Annotated in this window: 22 protein-coding genes; 7 read left to right on the top strand and 15 right to left on the bottom strand. The window is 70.2% G+C overall.

What is annotated here, in order from left to right; translation table 11 throughout:
* The 3 genes from HLB15_RS06135 to HLB15_RS06125 all read right to left on the bottom strand — a co-directional run.
* The coding region (locus HLB15_RS06135; RefSeq protein ID WP_171104422.1) for a PH domain-containing protein at positions 1-658 on the bottom strand (658 nt) is incomplete at its 3' end.
* A gap of 50 nt (positions 659-708) precedes the next feature.
* A complete protein-coding gene (locus HLB15_RS06130; RefSeq protein ID WP_020013705.1) occupies positions 709-879 on the bottom strand; it encodes a hypothetical protein in 171 nt (56 codons plus the stop codon).
* Positions 880-974: 95 nt separating this feature from the next.
* The gene (locus HLB15_RS06125; protein ID WP_171104421.1) at positions 975-1,751 is read right to left on the bottom strand and encodes an IclR family transcriptional regulator; all 777 of its coding nucleotides are present in this window, start codon (positions 1,749-1,751) and stop codon (positions 975-977) included.
* A gap of 87 nt (positions 1,752-1,838) precedes the next feature.
* Between HLB15_RS06125 and leuC the strand changes: the two genes are divergently transcribed.
* The gene (gene leuC, locus HLB15_RS06120) at positions 1,839-3,353 is read left to right on the top strand and encodes a 3-isopropylmalate dehydratase large subunit (RefSeq protein WP_171104420.1); all 1,515 of its coding nucleotides are present in this window, start codon (positions 1,839-1,841) and stop codon (positions 3,351-3,353) included.
* Positions 3,354-3,367: 14 nt separating this feature from the next.
* Complete coding sequence (gene leuD / locus HLB15_RS06115) at positions 3,368-4,003, top strand: 3-isopropylmalate dehydratase small subunit (protein WP_171104419.1); 636 nt, start codon at positions 3,368-3,370, stop codon at positions 4,001-4,003.
* A gap of 89 nt (positions 4,004-4,092) precedes the next feature.
* Here the strand turns inward: leuD and HLB15_RS06110 are convergent, their stop codons facing one another.
* Positions 4,093-6,240 carry an acyltransferase family protein gene (locus HLB15_RS06110; protein WP_171104418.1) on the bottom strand — a complete coding sequence of 716 codons (2,148 nt, stop codon included), beginning with the start codon at positions 6,238-6,240 and terminating at the stop codon, positions 4,093-4,095.
* Between the two features lie 58 nt (positions 6,241-6,298).
* A complete protein-coding gene (locus HLB15_RS06105; RefSeq protein ID WP_171104417.1) occupies positions 6,299-7,150 on the bottom strand; it encodes an LLM class flavin-dependent oxidoreductase in 852 nt (283 codons plus the stop codon).
* A 119-nt stretch (positions 7,151-7,269) separates the two neighbouring features.
* On the opposite strand from HLB15_RS06105, the gene rnhA reads away from it, so the two are divergent.
* The 4 genes from rnhA (at position 7,270) to HLB15_RS06085 (ending at position 10,393) form a co-directional block, all read left to right on the top strand.
* The gene (gene rnhA, locus HLB15_RS06100; protein ID WP_171104425.1) at positions 7,270-7,719 is read left to right on the top strand and encodes a ribonuclease HI; all 450 of its coding nucleotides are present in this window, start codon (positions 7,270-7,272) and stop codon (positions 7,717-7,719) included.
* A 76-nt stretch (positions 7,720-7,795) separates the two neighbouring features.
* A complete protein-coding gene (gene lpdA / locus HLB15_RS06095; RefSeq protein ID WP_171104416.1) occupies positions 7,796-9,199 on the top strand; it encodes a dihydrolipoyl dehydrogenase in 1,404 nt (467 codons plus the stop codon).
* Between the two features lie 253 nt (positions 9,200-9,452).
* Entirely contained in the window at positions 9,453-10,004 is a 552-nt protein-coding gene (locus HLB15_RS06090; RefSeq protein ID WP_171104415.1) for a hypothetical protein, read from the top strand.
* A complete protein-coding gene (locus tag HLB15_RS06085; RefSeq protein WP_171104414.1) occupies positions 10,004-10,393 on the top strand; it encodes a hypothetical protein in 390 nt (129 codons plus the stop codon). The genes HLB15_RS06090 and HLB15_RS06085 overlap by 1 nt, the downstream gene beginning before the upstream one ends.
* Here HLB15_RS06085 and HLB15_RS25055 read toward each other — a convergent pair.
* The 4 genes from HLB15_RS25055 to HLB15_RS06070 all read right to left on the bottom strand — a co-directional run bounded on the left by HLB15_RS25055 (position 10,332) and on the right by HLB15_RS06070 (position 14,934).
* Positions 10,332-10,799 carry a restriction endonuclease fold toxin-2 domain-containing protein gene (locus HLB15_RS25055; protein ID WP_505909235.1) on the bottom strand — a complete coding sequence of 156 codons (468 nt, stop codon included), beginning with the start codon at positions 10,797-10,799 and terminating at the stop codon, positions 10,332-10,334. The genes HLB15_RS06085 and HLB15_RS25055 overlap by 62 nt on opposite strands.
* A gap of 62 nt (positions 10,800-10,861) precedes the next feature.
* On the bottom strand, positions 10,862-11,392 hold the full coding sequence (locus HLB15_RS06080; RefSeq protein ID WP_171104413.1) for an SMI1/KNR4 family protein: 531 nt from the start codon (positions 11,390-11,392) through the stop codon (positions 10,862-10,864).
* Positions 11,389-13,968 (bottom strand): DNA/RNA non-specific endonuclease, encoded by a 2,580-nt coding sequence (locus tag HLB15_RS24730; protein WP_171104412.1) that lies wholly within the window; start codon positions 13,966-13,968, stop codon positions 11,389-11,391. Before HLB15_RS24730 ends, HLB15_RS06080 begins: the two co-directional genes overlap by 4 nt.
* A gap of 372 nt (positions 13,969-14,340) precedes the next feature.
* Positions 14,341-14,934: an N-acetyltransferase gene (locus HLB15_RS06070; RefSeq protein ID WP_171104411.1), complete on the bottom strand. Its 594-nt coding sequence runs from the start codon at positions 14,932-14,934 to the stop codon at positions 14,341-14,343.
* 145 nt (positions 14,935-15,079) lie between these two features.
* Here HLB15_RS06070 and HLB15_RS06065 point away from each other — a divergent pair, with 145 nt between their 5' ends.
* Positions 15,080-15,730: an ankyrin repeat domain-containing protein gene (locus HLB15_RS06065; RefSeq protein ID WP_171104410.1), complete on the top strand. Its 651-nt coding sequence runs from the start codon at positions 15,080-15,082 to the stop codon at positions 15,728-15,730.
* Between the two features lie 102 nt (positions 15,731-15,832).
* On the opposite strand, the gene HLB15_RS06060 is transcribed toward HLB15_RS06065, so the two are convergent.
* From HLB15_RS06060 to HLB15_RS06035, 6 genes are read right to left on the bottom strand one after another with little or no spacing between them, the layout of a single operon-like run.
* Positions 15,833-17,143 (bottom strand): plasmid pRiA4b ORF-3 family protein, encoded by a 1,311-nt coding sequence (locus HLB15_RS06060; protein WP_171104409.1) that lies wholly within the window; start codon positions 17,141-17,143, stop codon positions 15,833-15,835.
* Positions 17,144-17,185: 42 nt separating this feature from the next.
* Positions 17,186-18,043, bottom strand: a complete 858-nt coding sequence (locus HLB15_RS06055; protein WP_171104408.1) for a hypothetical protein — start codon at positions 18,041-18,043, stop codon at positions 17,186-17,188.
* Between the two features lie 57 nt (positions 18,044-18,100).
* The gene (locus HLB15_RS24725; protein WP_212759553.1) at positions 18,101-19,324 is read right to left on the bottom strand and encodes a Wadjet anti-phage system protein JetD domain-containing protein; all 1,224 of its coding nucleotides are present in this window, start codon (positions 19,322-19,324) and stop codon (positions 18,101-18,103) included.
* A complete protein-coding gene (locus tag HLB15_RS06045; RefSeq protein ID WP_171104407.1) occupies positions 19,321-22,701 on the bottom strand; it encodes an ATP-binding protein in 3,381 nt (1,126 codons plus the stop codon). Before HLB15_RS06045 ends, HLB15_RS24725 begins: the two co-directional genes overlap by 4 nt.
* On the bottom strand, positions 22,694-23,287 hold the full coding sequence (locus tag HLB15_RS06040) for a DUF4194 domain-containing protein (protein ID WP_171104406.1): 594 nt from the start codon (positions 23,285-23,287) through the stop codon (positions 22,694-22,696). Before HLB15_RS06040 ends, HLB15_RS06045 begins: the two co-directional genes overlap by 8 nt.
* Positions 23,284-24,723, bottom strand: coding sequence for a DUF3375 domain-containing protein (locus tag HLB15_RS06035; RefSeq protein WP_171104405.1), 1,440 nt, complete (start codon positions 24,721-24,723; stop codon positions 23,284-23,286). Before HLB15_RS06035 ends, HLB15_RS06040 begins: the two co-directional genes overlap by 4 nt.
* Positions 24,724-24,725 lie beyond the last annotated feature (2 nt).

Raw genomic sequence — 24,725 nt, 5'->3', positions numbered from 1 at the left:
GGAGCTCGATGCGCTGGGTGGGCGGGTTGCTGCGTCGGCCGATGCGCGGCATGAGCGCGGGCGGCGCCGCGGCGGGCGCGGGCTCCGACGGCGGCACCACGATCGGCCGGCTCGACGTGCCGGCCTGGGCGGCGGCCTCGGCCTCGGCGGCGTCGGGGTGGAAGAGGGTCGCGATGATGAGGCGGTAGCGCGCGTCGGGCCGGGGCATCCAGGCGACGCGGTCGAGCGCCTGGTCCTGGCCCGCCGTCTCGAAGATGAAGGTGCCGTAGCCGAGCACCTGGCCGACGGGGGTCCGCTCGTAGCCGAGGTCGGTGACCTTCTCCGAGGGCATCATCGCCACCCGGTGCACGAGGAACCCGTCGAGCAGCAGCAGGCGGCGGTCCGTCATGACGAACCACTCCGACCGCCACTCCAGCCACTTCCACAGCAGCCGCGCGCCGAGCACGAGGAACGGGAGCCAGACCCAGCCCATCGAGTCGCGGACGCCGGGGTCGACGTTCACGAGGATGGCCAGGGCCAGGACGAACGCGGCCGACGTCGTGAGGATCGGCTCCCAGAGCCGGGCCCAGTGCCGGTGGGTCGCGACGACGACGCGCTCGTCGGCCAGGATGTACCGCCGCAGGGCGCGGTTCGGGACGAAGTCCGCTGCGACGCTCATGCGGGCCTCCCGAGGGGTGCGGTCGGTTGCTCGACGCCGACCCTACGTGGTCACCGGCCGATCGACCCGGTGAAGAGCTCCTCGAAGAAGGTGCCGATGTTGGCGATGGCACCCCAGATCACGTCCCAGAGGGCGAGCACGACGTCGGCGGAGCGCTCGGGGTCGTTGATGACCGAGTAGAGCAAGAAGATCACCACGACCCAGATGATGATGAGTCTCACCTTAGGCGGCATCAGATTCCTCCGACGTAGGCGCGTGCGCACCCGGCGTGCACACGTCCCGGACGACACTACTGACGCGACCCCGACCTGGGGAATCACCAGGCCCGGCGTGGCGGCCCAACACTCACGGACCGCTCACGGCGCACACACGTCGTCCGCACGGCGCGGTGCAGCACCTCGGTGAGCTTGTTCGCCGCGGCGACGACGGCGGCCGAGTGCAGGCGACCCGGCTGCCGCGACAGGCGCTCGACGGGTCCGGAGACGCTCACGGCGGCGACGACGCGACCCGACGGGCCACGGACCGGGGCCGAGACGGACGCCACGCCGAGCTCACGTTCCGAGACGGACTGGGCCCAGCCGCGGCGTCGGACGCCGGACAGGATCGTGGCCGTGAACGTCGCGTCGCGCAGCCCGCGGTGCAGGCGGTCCGGCTCCTCCCAGGCGAGGAGCACGTGGGCCGCCGAGCCCGCGCTCATGCTGAGCGTCGCGCCCACGGGGATGGAGTCGCGCAGGCCGACCGGGCGCTCGGCCGCGGCGACGCACACGCGGTGGTCGCCCTGCCTGCGGTAGAGCTGCGCGCTCTCGCCCGTGTGGTCGCGCAGCGCGATGAGCACCGGGTTCGCTGCCGCCAGGAGGCGGTCCTCACCGGCGGCCGTGGCCAGCTCGTTGAGGCGCGGACCCAGCACGAAACGGCCCTGCATGTCTCGTGCCACCAGCCGGTGGTGCTCGAGGGCGACCGCGAGGCGGTGCGCCGTCGGACGGGCCAGACCGGTGGAGGAGACGAGCTGCGCCAGGGTGGCAGGGCCGGCCTCGAGAGCCCCGAGGACGGACGCCGCCTTGTCCAAGACGCCGACTCCGCTAGTATCGTCCATACCGCGATATTGCCGTCTCGGAACGTGAGATTGCAAGTCGAGGCCCCAAGTTGTTTCTGGCAGAGGTAATCACAGGAGGCGAACCGCATGGCCGGCACGCTGGCGGAGAAGGTCTGGGAAGCGCACCTCGTGCGCCGAGGCAAGGATGGCTCGCCCGACCTTCTCTACATCGACCTGCACCTGGTGCACGAGGTCACGAGCCCGCAGGCGTTCGAGGGGCTCCGCCTCGCCGGGCGGCAGGTACGGCGACCGGACCTGACGATCGCCACCGAGGACCACAACACCCCCACGCTCGACATCGACCGGCCGATCGCCGACGAGACGAGCCGTACCCAGATCGAGACGCTGCGCCGCAACGCGCGCGAGTTCGGCGTCCGCCTGCACAGCCTCGGCGACGCCGACCAGGGCATCGTGCACCAGGTGGGTCCGCAGCTCGGCCTGACGATGCCGGGCCTGACCGTCGTGTGCGGCGACTCGCACACGTCCACGCACGGCGCGTTCGGCGCGCTGGCGTTCGGCATCGGCACGTCCGAGGTCGAGCACGTGCTCGCCACGCAGACGCTGCCGCTCGCGCCGTTCAAGACCATGGCGATCACGGTCAACGGCACGCTGCCCCCTGGCACGACGTCGAAGGACATCATCCTGGCGATCATCGCCAAGATCGGCACCGGCGGCGGTCAGGGCTACGTGCTCGAGTACCGCGGCGAGGCCATCCGGAACCTGTCGATGGAAGCCCGGATGACCATCTGCAACATGTCGATCGAGGCCGGTGCCCGCGCGGGCATGATCGCGCCCGACGAGACCACGTTCGAGTACCTCAAGGGCCGCCCGCACGCGCCCGAGGGCGCGGACTGGGACGAGGCGGTCGAGTACTGGAGGACGCTGCGCTCGGACGACGACGCGCAGTTCGACGCCGAGGTCGTGCTCGAGGCGGCCGACCTCGAGCCCTTCGTCACGTGGGGCACGAACCCGGGCCAGGGCCTGCCGCTGTCGGCGTCCGTGCCCGTGCCCGCCGAGATCGCGGACGAGGGCGAGCGCTCCGCCGCCGAGCGCGCCCTGGAGTACATGGGCCTGGACGCCGGCACGCCGCTGCGCGACATCAAGGTCGACACGGTGTTCATCGGCTCCTGCACCAACGGCCGCATCGAGGACCTGCGGTCGGTGGCCAAGGTCGTCAAGGGCCGGACCAAGGCGGAGGACGTGCGCGTGCTCGTCGTGCCGTCGTCGGCCCGGGTGCGCCTGCAGGCCGAGGCCGAGGGGCTGGACGTGATCTTCAAGGAGTTCGGCGCCGAGTGGCGCAACGCCGGCTGCTCGATGTGTCTGGGCATGAACCCCGACCAGCTCGCGCCGGGGGAGCGGTCCGCGTCGACGTCGAACCGCAACTTCGAGGGCCGCCAGGGCAAGGGCGGGCGCACGCACCTGGTGTCGCCGCTGGTCGCCGCGGCGACGGCGATCCGCGGGACGCTCTCGAGCGTCGCCGACCTGGACCTGCCCGAGGGCGTCGACATCACCACGTTCGACGGGTCGCCGCTCGACGGCGTGGGGGCCCCGTCGGTGGGCGAGTCCGTCGTCGTCGACCTGCCGCTGCCCGTCGCACGCTGAGAGGACTGCTGACCATGGAGAAGTTCACCACCCACACCGGCGTCGGCGTGCCGCTGCGGCGCAGCAACGTGGACACCGACCAGATCATCCCGGCCGTGTACCTCAAGCGGGTCACGCGCACCGGCTTCGAGGACGCGCTGTTCGCCGCCTGGCGCGGCGACCCGTCGTTCGTGCTCAACCAGGAGGCGTACTCGGCCGGCTCGGTGCTCGTCGCCGGCCCGGACTTCGGCACCGGCTCCTCGCGCGAGCACGCCGTCTGGGCGCTCAAGGACTACGGCTTCCGCGTCGTGCTGTCCTCGCGGTTCGCCGACATCTTCCGCGGCAACTCGGGCAAGCAGGGCCTCGTGACGGGCGTCGTCTCGCCCGAGGACATCGAGATCCTGTGGAAGATCCTCGAGACCAAGCCGGGCACCGAGGTGACCGTCGACCTCGACGCGAAGACGGCGACCGCCGACGACGTCACCGTCCCCTTCCAGATCGACGACTACACGCGCTGGCGCCTCATGGAGGGCCTCGACGACATCGGCCTCACGCTGCAGAACGAGGCCGACATCACGGCGTTCGAGCAGACCCGTGCGGCCTGGCGGCCGAAGACGCTGCCGGCGAAGCACCTGCCGTCCGTCGAGATCGAGGCGGCGCGGCCGGTCTGACCTGACGCCGCCTGCCCGCCCGAGCCCGCCGAGACCTGGTCCCGGGGGGCTCGGCCGTTTTCCGGCCGTTTCCCGGCCGGGGCCGGGCGTCAGGCGTCCGCGAGCAGGGGCGTGATCGCGTCGGCGAGGTAGGGCGCGAGGGTGGCCGCGAAGGTGTCGGTGAGGTGGTCGTCGTCGCGGTAGACCGTGGCGCCGCCGATGACGGGGAAGCACTCCGTCGCGTCGCAGAACACGTCCGTGAGGTCGACCAGCCGCACGTCCGGCCGGTCCAGGCGCGCGGCGGCGCCGCGCTGCGGGTCGACCGGGCGGGTGGCCTCGTCGCGCGGCACGCGGCAGTCGGTGGCCGGGTCGGCGCCGGGCTCGCTCAGGCAGTCGATGACCTTCGGGTCCGGCCGTGGCGTGTCCGCGAGGGCGAGCACGGGCAGCCCGGCGTCGGCGAGCCGGCCCCACAGCGTGACGAGGCCGTCCTCCGCGATCCGCTCCTGGCTCGTGCCCGGCGCCGTGCCCTCCGGCGGCACCCACTCCTTGCCGCTGATCTGCGACGTGACGACGACGTCGTAGTCGCCGTCGAGCAGGAGCTGCTCGGCCCGGTCGACCCACGCGATGCAGGCCGGGGTGATGACCTCGTCCTGGACCCGCATGACGTCCGAGAACGCGCAGCCCTCCTTGGTGTAGAGGTCGAGCAGCCAGCCGTTGGCCTCGGCCGCCTCGACGAGGCCGCTCGCCCAGTGGGCGGCGTGCGAGTCGCCGACCAGGGCGACCCGGACGTCGCCGCCGCGGTCGCCCCGCTCGCAGCGCGCCGGGTCGGGGCTCTTCCGGGTGGTCCAGCGGCACTGGTCGGGGCCCTCGGCGTAGGGCTCGGGCGTGTCGTCGTCGGCGGCCTCCGGCGCGGGGACCGCGAGCCCGGCGAGGTCCGGGTTGACGCAGGGCGCGCCGTCCGGCGGGCGCGCCGCGGCGCCGAAGCACTCGGCGCTCCGGGCGCTGTCGGCGGCGGCGAGGGCGGCGGCGGCCTGCTGCCGCGCCGTCTGCACCCCGGCGAGGCTCGCGCCGACCACGAGCGAGCCGACGACCGCCGCGGCCACGAACGTCGTCCGGGGTGCGAACCGCTGCCGGTGCCGCAGGACAGGGCGCTCGACCCAGCGCCGGGTGGCCCATGCCAGCAGGAGGGTGACGGCAGCGATCGCGAGCTTGTCCAGCGTGCGCAGGCTGTGCCCGGTCGCGGACGGGAGCAGGACGATCAGGGGCCAGTGCCACAGGTAGACGGCGTAGGAGACGTCCCCGACGAGCTGGACCGGCGGCAGGCCGGCGAGCCGCTCGGTGAACCGGTCGGTCGCCTGCGCCCAGATGACCAGCGCGGTACCGACGACGGGCAGCGCGGCCCAGGCACCCGGGAACGGCGTCGCCTCGGTGAGCACGAGCGCCGAGACGACGATCAGGCCCAGGCCCGCCCAGGCCGCGACGGCAGGAAGGATCGTGGCGCGCCCGCCCGTGGTGCCCGCGGGGGCGAGGTACCGGCTCAGGCTCGGGACGAAGGCCAGCAGGGCTCCCGCGCCGAACTCCCAGGCGCGCGTGGGCGTCACGAAGTACGCGTACGCCTGGTCGGAGCTCGTCCACACGACCGAGGCGACCAGCGAGGCGACGACGACGAGGGTCAGCAGCGCCGCGGCGACCGGCCGCCACGGCGCGCGCCCGGCGCCGTGCGCGCCGTGCCGTGAGCGCGCCGCGCGGCGGGCCCGCCCGGACGTCACGAGCAGCGCCGCCCCGATGAGCAGCGGCCAGACGAGGTAGAACTGCTCCTCCGCCGACAGCGACCAGTAGTGCTGCACGGGGGAGGGCTCGTTGTCCGCCGCGAGGTAGTCGACCGCGTCGGTGGCCAGGAGCCAGTTCTGCGCGTACAGCCCCGAGGCGGCGATCTCGCGGAACCACTGCTCCCAGTACTGGCCGGGTGCCAGCCACCACACGGCCGCCGCCGTGACGGCGAGCACCAGCAGGGAGGCGGGCAGCAGGCGCAGGATCCGCCGTGCCCAGAACGACGTGACGGAGAACCGCCCGGCCTCGGCGTCGCGCAGGATGTGCGACGTGATGAGGAAGCCCGAGATCACGAAGAACACGTCGACGCCGACGTAGCCGCCGCCCAGCCGGTTCGGCCACAGGTGGAACAGCACGACCAGGAGCACGGCGACGGCCCGCAGCGCCTGGATGTCGGCCCGCAGCGCTGTCGGGCGGTCGCTCGTCACATCGTCTCCTGTCAGGGAGTGCTGCCGTGCCTGCCTCGCGTCGGTGCGGGGCAGCCGGTCAGATCTGCGGCGGCCCCTGACGCACCTTGTCCCGCAGGGACGCCGCCGTGTCCGTGGCCGGGTCCCACCACGACTCGATCCACCACGTCACGCCCGCCTCCGCCATCGCGGCGACCTGCTCGGTGGCCTTCCCGGCGTCGGGCGAGAGCTTGCCCTGCAGGATGACCTCGAACGGGCGGCCGGTGTCGCCGTCACGGTGCTCGGTGAGCCAGGCGACCAGACCGGCGACGTCCTCCGGCGTCAGGTCGTCCGCCGTGCCGCGCAGCTGCGGCACGATCCCGTCCCACCGTAGCGCGCGGCGCAGGTTCTTGGCGGGCGGACGCTCGGCGTCCCACACCCCGACCGGCCAGACCGGGATGCGCCCGCCGACGGGGCGCTCGGGGAACCGGAACGGGCCGGTGCGCACGTGCTCGCCCGCGTACTCGAACTCCTCGCCGGACCACGACCGCTCGAGCCACTCCAGCGTCTCGTCGAGCAGGGCTGCCCGCTCCTTGAGGCCCGTCTCCTGACCCGGCACCGAGGTGAAGCCGCGGTCGTCGGTCACGCCGATGCCGACGGGCAGCACGAGGCGCCCGCCCGACAGCCGGTCGACCGTCAGGGCGCGCTGCGCGAGCTCCCACGGGCGGTGCCGCGGGACGGCGAACACCATGGCGCCGAGGGTCACGCGCTCGGTCCGCGCCGCGACGGCCGCCAGAATCGAGAACGGGTCGTAGACCGGCATGGCCCACGCGCCGTCCATGCTGACCGCGTCCCACGTGAAGAAGCCGTCCCAGCCGTGCTCCTCGACCTCGCCCGCCAGGGCGACGTGCTCGTCGATGGTGCCGAAGCTGCTGATGAAACCGAACTTCATACCGTTCCTCCGAGAGTGGTGCTGGGGCTCGTCCGACGTCTGCCCGCAACGCTACGCGGCACCACTGACACGGCTAGGGTGAGGCCGTGACCGACAGCAGCACCGTGCAGGCGGACGAGATGCCGACGCCCCTCCAGGGCACCGTCGAGATGTGGACCGACGGCGCCTGCAAGGGCAACCCGGGCCTGGGCGGCTGGGGCGCGCTGCTGCGGTTCGGCGAGCACGAGAAGGAGCTGTTCGGCGGCGAGAAGGTCACGACGAACAACCGCATGGAGCTCACCGCCGTCGTCGAGGCGCTGCGGGCGCTGACGCGGCCGAGCACGGTGATCATCCACGTCGACTCGTCGTACGTCATGAACGGCATGAAGAGCTGGATCGCCGGCTGGAAGCGCAACGGCTGGAAGACGGCGTCCAAGCAGCCCGTGAAGAACGTGGACCTCTGGCAGGCGCTGGACGCCGAGGTCGCGCGGCACCAGGTGAGCTGGGTGTGGGTCAAGGGGCACGCCGGCGACCCGGGCAACGAGCGGGCGGACGCCCTGGCCAACAAGGGTGTCGACACCGTGCGTTGACGTGCGTTCCCGCGTGTCCACGCAACGAGACCGACGTCACGTCACCGGGGTTGGCGCGCCCTAATACCCTTGACCCATGGCTTCCCACTACGACGTCGTTCTCCTCGGCGCGGGACCTGGTGGCTACGTCGCCGCCATCCGCGCTGCCCAGCTCGGTAAGTCCGTCGCGATCATCGAGGAGAAGTACTGGGGTGGTGTCTGCCTGAACGTGGGCTGCATCCCCTCCAAGGCTCTCCTGCGCAACGCGGAGCTGGCCCACATCTTCAACCACCAGAAGGACTTCTTCGGCATGTCCGGGGACGTCTCGTTCGACTTCGGGAAGGCCTTCGACCGGTCGCGCTCGGTCGCGGACGGGCGCGTCAAGGGCGTGCACTTCCTCATGAAGAAGAACAAGATCACCGAGTACGACGGCCGCGGCACCTTCCGCGACGCGAACACCATCGAGGTGGCCCTCAACAAGGGCGGCACCGAGACGGTGACGTTCGACAACGCGATCATCGCGACCGGCTCGCAGGTGCGCCTGCTGCCCGGCGTCGAGCTGTCGGAGAACGTGGTCACCTACGAGAAGCAGATCCTCACGCGCGAGCTGCCGAAGTCGATCGCCATCGTCGGCGCCGGCGCCATCGGCATGGAGTTCGGCTACGTCCTCAAGAACTACGGCGTGGACGTCACCATCATCGAGTTCCTCGACCGTGCCCTGCCGAACGAGGACGCTGACGTCTCCAAGGAGATCGCCAAGCAGTACAAGAAGCTCGGCATCAAGGTGCTGACCTCGACCGCCGTCCAGACCGTGAAGGACGACGGCTCCTCGGTCACCGTCTCCTACAAGGGCGTCAAGGACGACAAGCCGGGCGAGCTCGTCGTCGACAAGGTGCTCATGGCCGTCGGTTTCGCACCCAACGTCAGCGGCTTCGGCCTCGAGAACACGGGCGTGCAGCTCACCGACCGCGGCGCCATCGACATCGACGACTACATGCGCACCAACGTGCCGCACATCTACGCGATCGGCGACGTCACCGCCAAGCTCATGCTGGCGCACGTCGCGGAGGCGCAGGGCGTCGTCGCCGCCGAGACCATCGGCGGGGCCGAGACCCAGACCCTGGGCGACTACCGCATGATGCCGCGCGCGACCTTCTGCTCGCCGCAGATCGGCTCGTTCGGCCTCACCGAGCAGCAGGCCAAGGACGAGGGCTACGACGTCAAGGTCGCGACCTTCCCGTTCATGGCCAACGGCAAGGCCCACGGCCTGGGCGACCCGACGGGCTTCGTGAAGCTCGTCGCGGACGCCAAGTACAACGAGATCCTCGGCGCGCACATGATCGGGCCGGACGTCTCGGAGCTGCTGCCGGAGCTGACGCTGGCGCAGAAGTGGGACCTGACCGCCGACGAGATGGCGCGGAACGTGCACACGCACCCGACGCTGTCGGAGGCGCTGCAGGAGTCGATTCATGGGATTGCTGGGCACATGATCAACTTCTAGGTTCGTCCGCCCGGATTTTCGGGCGTCGTGGCTGGTGAGAGGCCCGGACTCGCGGAGTTTCGTGGGTTCGGGCCTCTTCGCGTGTCGTGATGTCCTGATGTCGTGATGTTGACCCATGAGTGGAAAAATTCTGCAGTTGCGTCCGGTACCTACGCCCGGTAGATGTTGGTGCGGGCGGATGGGGCGTCGTGTTGGAGGGAATGTGCGCCTGAGAGTTGCTCGATGCACTGTCGCGGTCTTCGCGACCGTATCGATGCTTGCTGTCGGTGGCACTACTGCGGTCGCATCGACGCAAAGTGACAGCGCGGCGCTGATGGTCGAGGAGGGTTCGAGCCACAGTTGGGTCGCCGATGTGAGCGATGCCGATAGTGACAAAGGGCTGGCGCCTCAGGCCACCTGGGGTGCTTGCGGGATCTTCGACGAGAACCTCAAAGTCGTTCGAACGTTCACGAACCGAGCACCAGGAGCAGGGCTGCCGGGCGGTTCGTCCACTCTCAACTGCGGCAGCGAGAACTGGGGTTATCGGCACACCGTAAAGAATCATCTGAGTCAGTGGCAAGCAAAAGCGGCCCTGGCCCGGGAGAACTGGCGCGACATCGCGGACTATGGAATTTTGTGGGCCTTCAAGGATCCTGACAAGGTCACGTACAGGGGCTCGAACGACACGTACTGCTATTCGCGAAAGATCAATCTGGTGAACGAAGATACCGGCGAGGTTGTGGGAAACTACTATCCAGACGTTGCAATCGCGCGTGTCAGTAAGCGGATTATCACCGCCATCCCGGCAAGTGCACAGTGCCGCTGATGCCAGACACTGCTGCGATTGAGATCGCCGTCCGCCTTGCATCGAGAGTCGGAACGCCGGTAGCGGATGCCGAGGTCGACGGCGCGATGGTTCGCCAGACGGTTCGGCTCGGAGACGATGAGATCCCTGTCGAGTTGCTGCTCGACGCAAGGGGAATGGATCCGCTGATCCGGTCGAGGCAGGCCGACGCTCGTGACGTGTTTCCTGACGTCGACGAGAACGAAGGAGCCCTGAGAGTCGCAGCAGAGAACCTCATGGCAACGATCGTTGCCGGACCTGCTTTTCGCGCGGGTGTTGACCAGCACGGCAGGATCTGGCGAAGCGACGTCAGCGACCCGCCGACATCCGATGCGTTGGAGGGAAACTTCCGATGGGAATCGGGCGGGTGATGCGGCGCCCGTCGAGTTGCCGCTGATCCGACGTCGTTCGCTGTGCACCGATCGAGGGGGCGCCACACGTATGACCGGGTGTAGTCGCAATAGTCGTGTCCCCTGCTCCAGGTCCTGCAAGGATCTCCGTTATGGAGACGGTGCAAGGATCACCAACCGCTACACCACTACCGGGGACTTGACCCACCGCGTACCCGCGGAGGAACTTCGGGAGCGTGTCAAGAATGTAGGAGTTGGTCGTTGTGCCGATGTGCTTTGCGTCTCCGACGGCGCCGTACTGTGAGGTGAAGCCGTCCGGGTGGGCATGAGCCACCTTGCCCTTGGCGTTCGTGCCGATGGGGATGCTTCGTTGGTTCTCGCCGTAGATCTTGATCCGGTAATCCTCAGCGGCGCTTGACCTGTTCACGGTCGTGGAAGCATACGAGTCATGTCGGACGGCTGCGACTGCTTGGTTCGTCTGCTTGGCCGTCACGCTTGCTGGGTGTACGGGCGGAATACCTGTTCTGTATCCATGAAGAGGTCCGAGAAAAGCTGGCTCTTGACTGTTCCGTGCAGGATGCCGAGCAGAAGATCAGTGGTCGACAAGTCGAATCTCTCCCACCGCGCACCGTCGCCGTCCTCGACGTAGATCGGATACACGCCGGAGGAGTTCCCGGCATCGACGCGCCAGAAGAGCGTCTCACCGTGACCGGTGGTTGCCCAGGCAATCAGCCGGGCGTCCTCGGGTAGGTCCGCGGGACGGAGCTCCGGGTCGTCTTCCCAGAGGAGCAAGAGATCTTCGAAGACGCCGTTCGATTCCAGTAGGTCATGACTCCGCAGGGGATCGCCGGGCGAGTAGAGCCGTAGGTCGTCGAACCAGACGCCCGCCCCGCCCGCGGAGACGAGTTCACGGTAGTCCGCAGGCAGCCGCAGATTGAGGTGTTGCTCGGCATGCACCCAGTCCACCGGCTGTACGGGGGGCCTGAGGTGGGCAGCGTCGATCAAGTTCTGTGTGCTCATGCTCGGTCCCTTGTGCCGAAGCGGAAGCCGTGCTCGTTCTTTGGAAGATTTCCGGCCTTGACCTCGGCCGAGTAGAGGGGCAGGTCCTTGTTCGGGAGAGTGTAGTCAAGCCGGTACCCGTCCGAGCCCTCGGCCCGGATGTGGATAGTCGAGGGGACGACGGCGTCGCCGTCGTAGGCCGGGGTGACCTTGTAGGTGACGTCTTCACCTGCCTTGACCACCCTGGATACTTCCCGCTCGATCATGCGCTGCCACGGATTGTTCGACCGTTCGTACTGTGCGACGAAGTTCGCGGCGTGATCGTTGGACCCACCGAGCAGCGCGCCATGAAGGTGGCCGGCGTGCAATCCATCCGCAGCACCGAGAGGTGTGACCTTCGGATCGGTCGCGCCGCCGATCGTGTCCTTGGTCAGCTTTGCCTCGATCCCAGCGGGTCGGCCGAAGTCGTCGACGCGGTACAGGGCTCCATCCAGGTCGTAGGTGTGGCCCTTGATCAGGTCGGCGGGGTTCCGTGGATGTCGTTTGAGGAGGAGCGCCGGGTTGATCGCGCCGGTCTCGTCCGCCCAGTCGAAAGCGTCGCGGCGTGCAGCCCACCACAAGCCGGGGTCGGCGACCAGGTCGTCCGCGGAGTTGCGCACGATCCGTCCGGCCGCGGCGCCGGCGAAGTTGCCGGGCGCGAACGTCAGGGCGACGCCGAGCGTGTCGGCAGCGAGCTGGGCCGGCGTCGCGGTCGCGAAGTAGTCGCGGGTGGCCTGCCGCGGGTCGCGGACGAAGGTCGCGATCCCTGCTGACTTGTCCAGGCCCCAGGTCAGGACGCCGGAGATGCCCAGGGCAAGTCCGAGCGACCCTCCGGACAGGACGATGAGCGCGGCGATCCCTGCGCCGATCGCAAGCTGGGTGAGCAGGGGCTGGTCGTGCCACCAGTCGGCGAGCGCGTCGAGCACGCCGGCCAGCCACTCACCGGTGTCGGGGCTTGGCGGCAGGCTCGGGAACACGAAGTCCGGGTCGAGGGACGGGAAGTCGTCCGGATCGAAGGTCGGCTGGGTGCTCGGTAGGTCGGTCGGAAGCCCGGTCGGGAAGCCGCTGGGCAGATTCGTCGGCAGATCTGTGGGCATCTGCGGGGGCAGGTCCAACGGCGGGACCGACGGAAAGTCCGAGGGCAGCCCGGTCGGCCGGCCCGTCGGGACACCGGACGGCGCGTCCGTGGGGTTGGGGCCCGGCAGCTGGAACTGGTCGTTCGTGGAAGTGCCGATCTCGCGGGCCGTGGCCGGCGCCGCGGCGAAGACCAGCCAGCCGAGTCCGGCCAGGACGGCGACGGCCGCGAGCCGTCGCGTCCACGGGTGGACACGTGCCGAGGCGTGCTCGTAGGCCAGCTCGCGTAGCGCTCGTTGCCCCGAGACGAGTGCCGCACCACGTGCCGCGGCGACCCGCCGGGGCTCGGCCGGCTCGTTGCCGTCCGTTCGACGTCGGGCGTGCCCGGCGATGGCCTGTGCGAGGTCGCGTCCGATGATCCAGACCAGACTGGTGATCGCGCCGGCGATCGCGCTCACGACAACCGGTCCACCCGGGACCAGCCGGGCGACCCAGGCGGGTACGGGCCGCCCGGTGAGGTTTGCGGCAGGGCGGGCCGCGAGCCGGGCTGCGTCGACCAGGAGGCACACCAGCACCAGGAGCAGGAAGACCGGGACGCGCCCGTGCCCCTGGCCCAGGAACGACCAGGGGACGCGCAGCCACCAGGGGATGGTCGTGGAGTCGGGATCCAGCCAGGCGGGGGTGTCGCCGTCGCCGGGCAGAGCGCTGAACAGCTCCATGCCGGCGTTGTACATGGCGTGGTCGGCGATCGCGGACCACAGCACCACCACGGAGGACGCCGCCAGGGCAACCCCGGTGAGCCGACGGCGAGCCTGCCAGGCCGCGACAGCGAGCCCGGCCACGCTGGTGACCAGAGCGGTCATGATCGCGTGCCCGCCGAACTCCCCGGCCGACGTCGGCGCCAGCAGCGCTCCCTCCGCGCTCATCGGGGTCGGGATCGGCGTCAGCCCGAACTGGACGTACCCCGGCGGCAGGACGGCGTCGGGTGCGAGGCCGAGCAAGGAACCCAAGCCCGCGTTGCCGGTCGCCAGCGCTGTGCGTCGGACGGCTTCCTCCACGGCGAGGAACGCCGTGCCGGACGCCAGGCCCAGCAAGAGCCAGTCGACGGCCGCGAACCGGGCGGCCCGCCGTGGCGCGAGCAAAGCCAGGACCACGATGGGCACGAGCTTGCCGGCCTCCTCGACGATGCCGGCGATGGCGACCTGGGCGCCGGTCTCCGAGACGGCGAGCAGATCGATCTGTGCGACCTGGCCCGCCATGATCGTCGTGACCAGGCCGATGCCGACCGACCACGGAACGCACAGCGCGAAGAATCCCAGGAACCCGGACCAGGTCAGCGTCTTGGTCCGCGCGAGGGCGAACCAGGCGACCACGACCCACAGACAGCCGAGATAGGCGCGCATCCCCAGGCGCAGCTCGGGGAGGAACAACCACAGCCCGAGCAGCCAGAGCAGCGACCCGGCCAGCACGACGGTCCGGGCCACCGCCCACACCCGGGCAGCACGCGGGTGCGAGCCGAGCCAGCGGGAGCGCCAGACGGCCAGGTGCTGCCACCATTCCCTGGGTGCGGGACGAGAGCTCGCGATCGGTGGCGAGGTCGGTGCATGCCCTAGCGGTGTCGCAGTCATCCTCAGCCCTCTACCCCCCGTAACCCGGGCAAACCGTACGGTGGAGGCGGGCGTGGCGGCAAGGAAGACCATGACGACGACGCGGGGAATCCGTCGGCGCTCGGGCGGTCTGGGCAGCTAGGGGCGCGGCCCAGCTGGTTCGGAGGACGAGTCCCGCGGGACGCACTCCGGCATCCCTCTCCGCGCCAACCTCTGCCGTGTCACCCGTTGACGGCCGTTCGGCCTGTCTCAGCCGTACACCAGGTAGACCCCGGACTTACCAGGCTCGACCAGCTCGAACCTGCGCGTCAGGTCGGTGCGCTCGATGAGGTCGACCTGCTGCGTGAACTGCTCGTTGGTGACGAAGACGGTGCGCTCGAGCTTCCAGGCCTCGGCGAACCAGGCGCGCAGCGCGTCGAGCAGGCGTCCGTCCAAGCCGGTCTCCATGCGCGACCGGCGCACCCAGAAGTAGACGACGGCCTGCACGTCTGCCCACACGTCGGCGCCCGCCGGCGTCACCATCGCCTTGGCGAGGAAGGTGGCGTCCGTGGGGAAGACGTAGACGCAGCCCAGGCACGCGCTGCCGAGCGGGTCCAGCACCGTGTACGCGTCGGCGCGACCCGCCGTGTGGCGCTGCTCGAGGTCGACAAGATCCTTGCGGTTCGCCTCGACGGTGAAGTCGTCCTCCGGCCGCGACGACTGCTCCCACAACCGCAGATCCTCGCGCGTCTCCATGACGGCGGCGTGATCCATCGCGGCGTCGTCGCCGGTGATCGGGCGCAGGACGAACTCCCTGGTGCCCAGCTCGGCAGGCACGGGCTCACGTAGGCTGACCGCCGACATGCATGCCTCCTCGTGCGTGCGTTCGTGGCGTCGTCGAGCGTGCCATGCGGGATGGTGCCGCACCACGTGATTTCCGCGTCGCGCACGCGAGCCTCGACCAGCTGGCCATCACCGCGGCACCGTGAACCGGTGCAAGACTCCTGCGATGGAACCTCTCCACTGGCATGCGTCGATGGACCGCGACGCGTACGCCGAGCCCTTCCTCGCAAGGATCGACGCGATCGCCGACGCCGCACGCACCGGGCAGTGGCGTGACGTGATCGCCACGTTGGACAGCGAGCCCTCGGACGGAACCATGTTCCATCCGAACGTCTGGCGGATCGGTGGGGACTCCGGATTCACGTCGCTGCACCAGGCCGCGTGGCACGGGGCTTCGCCCGAGGTCGTCAGGGAGCTCGTCCGACGAGGCGCCTGGCGGACGCTTCGTGCCGCGGACGGCCGGGACGCAGCGACTATCGCGCGTGAGCGGGGGCACGAGGAGCTCGTATCAGAACTGCAGTCACCAGGCCCCGCGCGCGACCTCCAGTTCTCCGTGCTGGACGGGCACCTCATGGGCCTGATCGAGGCACGCGTACGCCCGGCGCTCGCGATCAAGCTGCGGTACCCGCAGGCCGCCGTCGTCCATGAGGCGGGCACGATCTGGTACCCGGTCCCGGGGATGTACGGAGGGTTCCTGCTCAAGGCGATTCCGGAAGGCGTGAAGGCGGAGAGCTGGATCCGGGTCGTGGGCGGCTCCGGTCAACGGCACGTCATCAGCCGCAACGGTTGTCAGCTGGTGGAGGAGGGGTTTGTGTGAGCCTCCGGCTTGCGTGACAAGTGCAGCGGCCCTCTGGTGAACGGGTGCTGCGAAAGGCCTCGTTCACGCGGCCGGTAGCGAGGTGGACGAGGTCGCTGGACCTCAATGCTGCAGAGCCGCGTTGGCCAGTGCGGCCGCGACTGCACTGATCTGACTCCGCGCTCGACGCCCGGATGGCGGTTCGGCGATGTTGACGAGCGCGTGGTGGACGGTGGACTCGTACAGGCGAAGGTCGCGTCTGGCGACCGGCTGTCCGTCGTCGTGCTCGTAGCCGAGGTCGGTCAGGTGGGCCGCAATCCGGTCCAGGGGCAGTTCGCCGCCGGGTGTGACCGCCGCGTAGGCGAGGACGAGCAGGTCGGCGTCGACGGTGAACCGTCCGCGCTCGTGTGGCGGGGCGATCGACACCGCGATCCGGTCGAACAGCACGGCGGGACGGTCGCGCGCGGCGGCGCCGGCGCGGGTCAGGTGCAGCGCTCCCTTGAACTTGCGCAGGAGCTTGAGCTTCTTGACCAGCGCCTCGCGGAAGGCCGCTACCGGGTAGGTGAGGTCCTCGCGGTTCGCCTTGCCGATCCAGTCCGCCATCGTGGGGATCCAGGTGGCTGCTTCTTCCACCAACGCTGGGCGCAGGTAGCCCGCCGCGGTGAGCGGGATGCCGCCGCCGCCGGCCTGGTCGAGGAACCACAGGTGAGCACCGAGCGCGGTACGGAGGTCGTCGTCGGACGGGCGGGTGGGTTCGTCCGGGAGGGCGGCGAGCCGGGTGCCGAGCTCGGCGCCGTCGTCGGTGAGCGAGAGCATGTTCACCAGTTCCAGCAGGCGTGGGTGCAGGCCGCGAGCGCGCAGCATGTACCAGGGCCGGCCGAGCCGCTCGTTCACCTCGGCGGGGTTGAACCGGTCCGGGTCGTCGACGAGTGCGGCCAGGCCGTCATTCATGTACTCGAACCGGGAGTCCTCCGGCGGCGCGGCGCGCTCTCCGTCCACGCACACCGCCGGGGGTGTGCCCGGCTCGGTGGGCAGGGTCTGCTCCAGGCGGAGCGTGAGCTGCCAGTCGTCGCCGTAGTCATACACGTACCGCAGCACGTCGCCGGGCTCGCTCAGCACCTGGTCGAGGCGGACCTGTTCCTCCGGGGTGCCTTCGTCCTCGCCCTCGGCGACGTCGAACGGGCACAGGAAGAGCTGGGCGTAGCGGTCCCACACGCTGCCGCCGACCGCGAACCGGTGCAGGTGGGCGTCCTCCCACCCGAAGGCGTCCTGGATGACCTGGTGCACGACGTCGAGCGTGAGGTCGGATCGCAGATCGAGTCGGCGCCAGATGGGTGGGTGTGCGTCGACGAGGTCGATCCGGATCCGGAGCACGGTCGGGGAAGCTCCCGCCGTGGTCCCGGGGGTTGGCGAGGGGGCGGGGTGATCGCTCACCCGGTCACGGTACCGACCACGGTGGAGAGGTGCTCCACACGGTCAGAGCTCGTCTCTTTCCTGCTTGCGCTTCGCGGCAGCGTCCAGGAGCTCACCGATCGTGCGCGTACCTTCGGCCGCCGTGTTCGAGGCAGTACCGCCGAGCCGGCGCAGCAGCCTGGCTCTCGCCGCGGCATGGTCGCCCGCCAGCAGCGCGACCAGCGCGTCGTCCTTCACCTTCGTGGGCAGCGCGGTCACCCATTCCCGCGGGGCGGGCTGCCCGACGGCGTCGCGGGGCCGGCTCGTGCTTGCCGCCTCGGCCAGGAGGTCGGTGTCCAGGCGGAGGAAGGCGGCCAGTGCCTGCTGCGCCCCGGTCAGCTCTCCGAGTCCATCTGGGACAGGAGGTTCAAGGACGTCCCCGTCGGCGTAGTCGAACGCGTCCTCGTCGATCGCCCACACGCCGATCGCGGCAAGGAACACGAGGTACAGAGGCCGGAGGTCGCCGTCGAGCAGCTCGGCCCGCAACGCCGCGAAGCCGCCGATCGTCCATTCCTCGTCCTCGTCCCAGTAGTCCTCGGTATCGCCCTCGGAGCCGAGGTCCAGGATCAGGTTCTTCCCGGACCGGCGGGCGTCCATGTGCTCGCCGACGACGTACTGGTCCAGATCCACCCCGGACAGCGCGACCGCCGGGATCTTGAGCACCAGGCGTCGCGTGCCCCAGTTCGCGTAGTACAGGTGGAGGTCGTAGTACTTGCGCACGAGCTCGTCCGGAGAGCCCTTGAAGTCGCCCCATTCGTACTCGTTCACGAACGAGGTGGACGTGATCCGTGCCCGCGTCGACAACGCCCGCACCGAGGCCTGTTGGTCAGCAGTCAGCGGCCTGTCGACCGCGAGGAACTCGTAGAACTGGTACTCGCTCACTGTGGAAGGCTCCGGTTCGGGGGGCATCGAGAGCCGAAACCTTATCGGCAGGGGCCGTCACCTGCGCAGACGGAGTTCCCCGGGTACCCCGCCGGTGTGTCCGGCCGGCAGCCGGTGGGACGCCCACGCCCAGTCGATCCGCTCCTGCTCCAGCCGAACCCGTGCCCCGTACCGGTCGCTGACGAGGTCGGCATAGACCGCCGCTTCGGCGTCGGTCAGGCGGGTGAGCGCGGCCGACGTCGGACGTTCTTCCCGTCCCCAGCGGCCCTCGTGGGCCAGGAGGGTGTCCCGGTCCATCAGCACCGAGCGCGCCTGCGGGAGCCACGCGCGCAAGCGGTCGAGGATCGCGAACCCGTGGGTGTCGAGGTCGCCCCAGTAGGTCACGTCGGTGTTCCGGAGCCAGGGGAGCGAGGCTGGCTGGTCGACGTCGAACCCCTTGCCCCACAGGACCAGCCCGCCGCGAGGGACCGGCACGCTCAGGTAGGTGATCTCGTTCTCCACGATCAGTGCCTGCGTAACGACACGGGGAGCGAGTTGCCGGGCCTCGTCCAGGCGCAGCGTCACGTCCGTCACGACGTCGGGCAGGCCGAGTAGGCCGGGTGCGCAGCGCAGCCGGACCACCGTGGGCTTGCCGGACAGGCCGAGGTCGGCGATGAAGCCGGCGGCCCGCGAGCTGACGCCGAGCAGCTCCGCGAGGACAGCCCGGTGTCGCTCGACCAGCTTGGTGTCCACGCCAGGTGCGTCGACCTGGCGCAGGTACCTGCCGGAGCCGCGGTTGTCCCGTAGCCACCGGTAGGCGGCGGTGATCGCCGGCCACTCTGGTTCCAGTGCCAGGGCCCGCAGAGGCTTGTCCAGCACCCAGGTGCGGACGGCGGCGTCGGGCAGGAGGGCGTCGGCGGTCGTGAGCACGCGGCCGAATGCGGCGACGTCGTCGAGGACGCCGAGCAGGCGCCAGGCCTGGTCGAACGACGTGACCACCGCGCGTCCCGGAACTTCGGTGCGGCCGAGATCCCGGCCGCCGACGCTCGTGCTGACCAGGTCGTACGCCCGGCCGCCACGTGAGCCGGCGTCCAAGGCCGCCAGCCAGTCGCGCGCCTCGTCGAAGCGCTCACCGAGGTCTGCGGCGGACGGGCCGTGGACCGGGACATCGAGCACCGGGAACGGGTCGCCCGCCGCGAAGGCGCGCAACAGCGCGCCGTCGTCCCACCGGCGCCGCACCTTCGCCGCGATGTCCGACGGCGCCGTCCAGCGCTTGGCCGGACGCACCGCCCGGCCGCTCACGCGCCTCCCTGCCCGGCGTGCTCGCGCCGCCGCTCGTGGTACTCCTCGATGGTGAGGGTGTGCACGCGGGAGGAGGCACCGGTCGGGTTGTCGACGAATCCGATGGAGTGCACGTACGGCTCGATCACGTGCACCTTCTGCAGCGGGGTCACGATCAGCAGCTGGAGGCCGAGCTTGGCGAACAGCCCGAGCGCGTACCGGGTCGAGGCATCCGAGCCACGGCCGAACGCCTCGTCGATGACGGCAAAGCGAAAGTCGCGCGAGGCCTCGGCGCCCCACTCCAGGCCGAACTGGTAGGCGAGCGACGCGGCCAGGATCGTGTAGGCGAGCTTCTCCTTCTGCCCGCCGGACTTTCCGTCGGAGTCGGTGTAGTGCTCGTGCTCGACACCCGTCTCCCGGTCCTGCTCGGAGGCGGCGAACGTGAACCAGTTGCGCACGTCCGTCACCCGTCGGGTCCACGCCTTGTCGCTGTCGGCGTGGTTCTCTCGGCCGCGGAACCGTTCGATGATGCGGCGCACTTCCTCGAACCGCTGCTCCGTGTACGCGTCGTCCGGGCTGAGCACGTTCGTGGTCGCGGCACGCAGGTCGAACCGGAACTGCTTGATCTCCTGGTTCGGCGTGGGTTCCGCGACCAGGCGCACGATCCGGCCGGGGCTGTAGTCGATCGCCGAGAGTGCCTCGTTGATCCGCTCCACCCGGTCACCGATCTGCTCGGCCTGCCGGCGCAGCCAGGAGAAGAACTGGGTCAGCTCGCGGACGGCGTTGGTGTTGAGCTGGTGCTTGAACTCGGCCTCGAACCGCGGCAGGTCGTCCCGGCGCACCCGGTCCCGCAGGCTCCGGTACTCGCCGATCGCCGCGACGTTGGCGTCCATCTCTGTGGTCGCCTCGGGCCAGCGTCGGCGGACCTCGGACATCTGCTGCTGGATGCTGGTCACGTAGCCGTTCATCTGGCGCTGTGCGTCGTCGACGGCCGCGTTGATGGCGCGCGGGAGCGTCGCGGCGGTCGCGTCGCACTCGTCGATCGTGGCCGGCACCTTGCGACCCAGCCGCTCCTCGAGCAACGGGTAGCAGGCGCGGGCATCCGCGAGAGCGGCCTCGTCGAGCGCGTCGAGGGTGGAGCGTTCCCGGTCGAGGCGGCGCTGCGCGGCCGTGACGTCGCTCTTGAGGCCGCCGATCGTCTCGCCGACGCTGCCGATTCGCTGGGTCAGCTTGTCTTCCCGCTCGGCGAGCTCGCTGAGCTGTCGGTCGATCTCCGTCAGCCGCGACGATCCGGCCACCAGACGGTCGCGCTCGCCGGTGAGAGCCGTCAGGGCGTCGCGGGCCTCGTCCACGTCGACCTCGCGCCAGGTCGTGTACTGGGCCAGGCCAGCGAGCGCGGCGGCGCTGTCGTCAAGGGCGTTCCGCCGCGTGTCCAGCGCAGTGAGCTGGCCGTTGATGCCGGTCAGCTCTCCCTGGAGCGTGCGGGCCTCGGCGTTGAGCGCCTTGATCTTCTGCTCGCTGCCGCGACCGAGCACCCAGGTGCGGGGGTCGTCCGCGCGGCTGCGATCGTCCTTCTCGTGCCGGTCGCGGTCCCTGACCAGACCCTCACGTGTGACGGCACGATCCTCCCGGCGCAGCTGGCCGACGTCGTCGACGCACCGGTGGTCGGCCCGGTGCGCCAGCTCGGCCGCCAGGTAGCCGGCGAAGCCGCCGTCCTCGACCTCCAGGACGTCGTACAGGCGGAGCCCCGGCCCGCGGTCCGCCGGCCGGGAGGGGACCCGGCGCTCCGCGACGCGCAGGTAGACCAGCCGGGTGCCGAGGTGGTTGGCGTTGACCCAGCCGGTCACGTCTTCATACAGGCGCTGGGGCACCAGGAGGTTCTGCGCGAAACCACGCAGGACCCGCTCCGCGGCACCGCGCCACTGCGCGTGCTGGTCGCGCACGTCGACGAGCTCGCCCGCGAACGGCAGGTCCGCCTCGTCGAGGCCCAGCTCGGTGCACAGCCGTTCGCGCAGCTCGACCAGGCGGCCGGGAAGGTTGTTGCGCCGGCGCTCCAGCCCGGAGATCTCCTTGAGCAACGCAGCGCCCCTGCGGTTGATCTCGGAGTGGCGCTCCAGCAGGGGCCGCCTGTCACCGTCGATCCGGCCACGCTCGTCCTTGAGCCCTTCGCGGCGGGCTGCGACGTCGGCCATGCGGCCCGCGAAGTCCGCCGCCGTCGTGACGTCGTCGAGGCTCGCCTGGTCGAGCAGGAGCGCGTAGGCCTGACGACGGACGGTGCGGTCCTGGAGCATCTGCTTGGCCTTCGGGATCGCCTCCTCCAGCTCGCCGAGGCGGTCACCGCCCGCGTTCTGCCGCTCGCCCACGAGGCGGTCCCGCTGCGGGGCGAGCGACCGCCGCTCACGTTCCAGGTCCCGCTGCTCGCCCTCGCGGGCGGTCAGAGTGGTGCGATCACGGTCAAGTGTGGCCGTGAGGATTGCTGCGGCCCGTTCGGCGAGGTAGGGGGCGACGGCGTCCCGCTGGCGGACGTGGGACCTGTGCCGTTCGACGGCTTCCTCGTAGCGGTCGCAGGAGTCGATCAACGGGTCGAGAGCAGCGAGCTGCTCGGTCGCTCGGCGGACGGCCTCGTGCGCCTTCGTGAGGTTCTCGAAGTGGTCGACCATGCCGCTCACACGGCTGGCGGCGTCGGCAGGCTCCAGCATGTGGCCGCGGACGAACTCGTTGAGGTTGCCCACCGACTTCATCGAGACCGTCTGGTGGAACAGCTCCATCGCCTGCTCCGAACGGATCCCGAGCAGCCGTCGTACCCGCCGGGAGTACTCGGGGAACGTCGTGTCGACGTGCGCACCCGCCGCGCGCAGCCGGGATCTGAGGGCCTTCAGGTCGGCGCCGAAACCGCTGAAGTCGGGGTCGACCGAGAGGTCTGCCTGCGCGGTGACGAAGAACCGGTCGGGCTGACCGGTGCGGTCCCGCTGGTGGAAGACCTGAGCGATCGTCACGGTCTCGTCGAACCCGGCGTTGCCGAAGACACCCAGGATCACCGAGTACGACGTGTGATCGCGCAGGCCGACGGGTCGCGATGCACCAGTGGTCTCGTTGCGCTCCGACTTGTAGTGGCCCAGCACGTACGACCGCAGCGTGCGCTCCTTGCTGTCGGCCCCCGCCGCCTTGTTGTACGCGATGCGGTTGGCCGGCAGCAGCAGGGTCGTCACGGCGTCGACCAGGGTGGACTTGCCGCTGCCGATGTCGCCGGTCAGCAGGGACGTCTGCCCTGCCGGCGAGAGCGACCACACGTGCTTGTGGAACGTTCCCCAGTTGTAGACCTCGATGCGTTGCAGGCGGTAGCCGGTGAGCTTGTCCGTCGACTCGACCTCCACCGCCGAGAACAGTGCGTCAGTCATCGGACCCGCTTCCCGTCTGAGCGTTCGCGTACTCGGTGAGCTTCGCGTCGAAGTCGCCCATGGTCGATGCGTCGACATATGCCTTCAGGACGCGGCGCACCTCCCACAGGTCTGTCTGGCCTCGCAGCTCGCGGAGGAAGCCCAGGTCCCTGACCTGGCCGATCGTCCGCACCGCCTGGTCCAGGACACGTGCTTCGTTGGTCGACTCCGCGAGGAAGACACGCAGCATCTCGACGATCTGGTCGCGGCTCAGGACGAGGCGACCCTCGCCGCCCGTCGCCTCGAACTCGGCGAGGCGCTTGCGCAGCAGCACGAGCAGCAGGCTCACGTTGTAGGTCAGGGCACGCCGGTTGACCAGGCGGGGGAGCGGCTCCTCGCCATCCTCCGCCTCTCGGGCGCGCAGGTAGGCGTAACCCTCGACGTCGTCGATCACCACATCGACGCCGATGGCAGCGAAGTGGTCGCGCACCGGCCCCGCATGACGGCCCAGCGCCACCCACCTGGTCTCGTCCGACTCGCGGTACACGACGCCACGCATCAGGCCGATCACGGCCGTGCCGATCGCCTGCTCCTCCGGGGTCCTCATCGGCGGGTCACCGTCACCTTCGGCATCGTGACCCGGCGCGGGACGCCGTCCGGGTCGGTGTACTCGACGACCATCTGCTCGGTGTCGTCCACGTCGACCGCGACCTGCTCCTGGTCGCCGAGCGACAGGTAGCCCACGATCTCGGCGACGCCCTGCTCGACCGGGTACATCAGCACGACGTCGCTGAGGACGGCGGTGCTACGCGGCGGCACCACGGCAAGGATGTTGTCGACCAGGCGCGCGGTGTCCACGAACCGCTGCTCCAGCAGGGCGTCGATCTCGACGGGGTCGGGCTCCTCGGGTGCGATCAGGCTGTCCACTGCCGACGCCGGGACCGTGTCGTACAGGGGGCGTTCGAACGGGAGCGCGACGGCGACCCCGGGCTGGTCGACCTCGAGGCCGACCCCTGATGAGTCCGGCGGAGGCGCGTTGCGGACCGCTATGGCGGTCGCCTCGATGGAGCGGACGAGGTCGAGGACGCGCCGGTTCTCCAGCCAGACGCGGTCCTCGAGGAACCTGCGCAGCTGCTCGGACAGGTTGCGGACGGTCTGCTGAGTGCGCTCGGCGGCGTCGGACCAGTCGTGGTGCACGGTGCGCAGCCGCTGGTCCGCGCCGATCCTCGGGATCGCCTGCACCTGGGCGAGAAGGCCGGCCAGCTCGTCCTGGCGGTCCTCGCTGAGCAGGAAGTCGTAGAACGCCTGGAAGCTGCGCCCCTGGTCGGAGGCGGCGATGTCGGTGCGGCTGCCGACCAGCTCGGCGAGCAGCCCGCCCTTGCCGCCGTCCCAGCTCGCGATCTTCTCGCGCGCCGACCGGTCCAGGGCCCGGAAGTTCTCCTCCACCTCGCGGAAGTCGGACAGCAGCTCGCGAGCAGTCGAGGAGAACTGCTGGTACCGGTCGCGGACCGCAGTCTCGTCCATGACCGCGACGTTCCCCGCCTCGACCTGTGCGATCTCCTCGTCGATCTCCGTCCGGCGCCGCTGCAGCTCGGCGAGCCGGACGGCCGGGTCCTCCTGCGTGCCGTGGACGATCTGCCGCAACAGCTCCACCAGGGTGTGCAGGCGGGACTCGGTGCCCACGAAGGACCGCGCCTGCAAGCCCTCGACCCACCGGTAGGCCCGTTCGAGCGCGGGCGTCGCGTCGTAGTGGATCTCGTCCGAGTCCGCCGGGTAGTAGCGCCGCAGCCAGCCAGACTCGGTGCCGGACCAGTCGTCGAGGTATGCCTGGGGCTCCGAAGGGTAGCGGTCGGGATCCGTGCGATGCAGGTCCAGTAGGACGTCGTCCAGGGCGGCCGTCAGATGACCGGCTGGGGTCGGGCCGCGGTTGGCGTCGATGAAGTGCGCGCCGAGGAAAGACAGGATGAGAGGGGCGTTGCGGGCGCGCAGCAGGCGCCACGCGGGGTGGCGCTCCCGGAGCTGATCGACGAGGTCAAGATCCATCG

The sequence above is a fragment of the Promicromonospora citrea genome (assembly GCF_013004695.1).
GTDB classification, from domain to species: domain Bacteria; phylum Actinomycetota; class Actinomycetes; order Actinomycetales; family Cellulomonadaceae; genus Promicromonospora; species Promicromonospora citrea.
The sequence above is the reverse complement of the archived record's forward strand: the minus strand, read 5'-3'. Positions and strand labels throughout refer to the sequence as shown.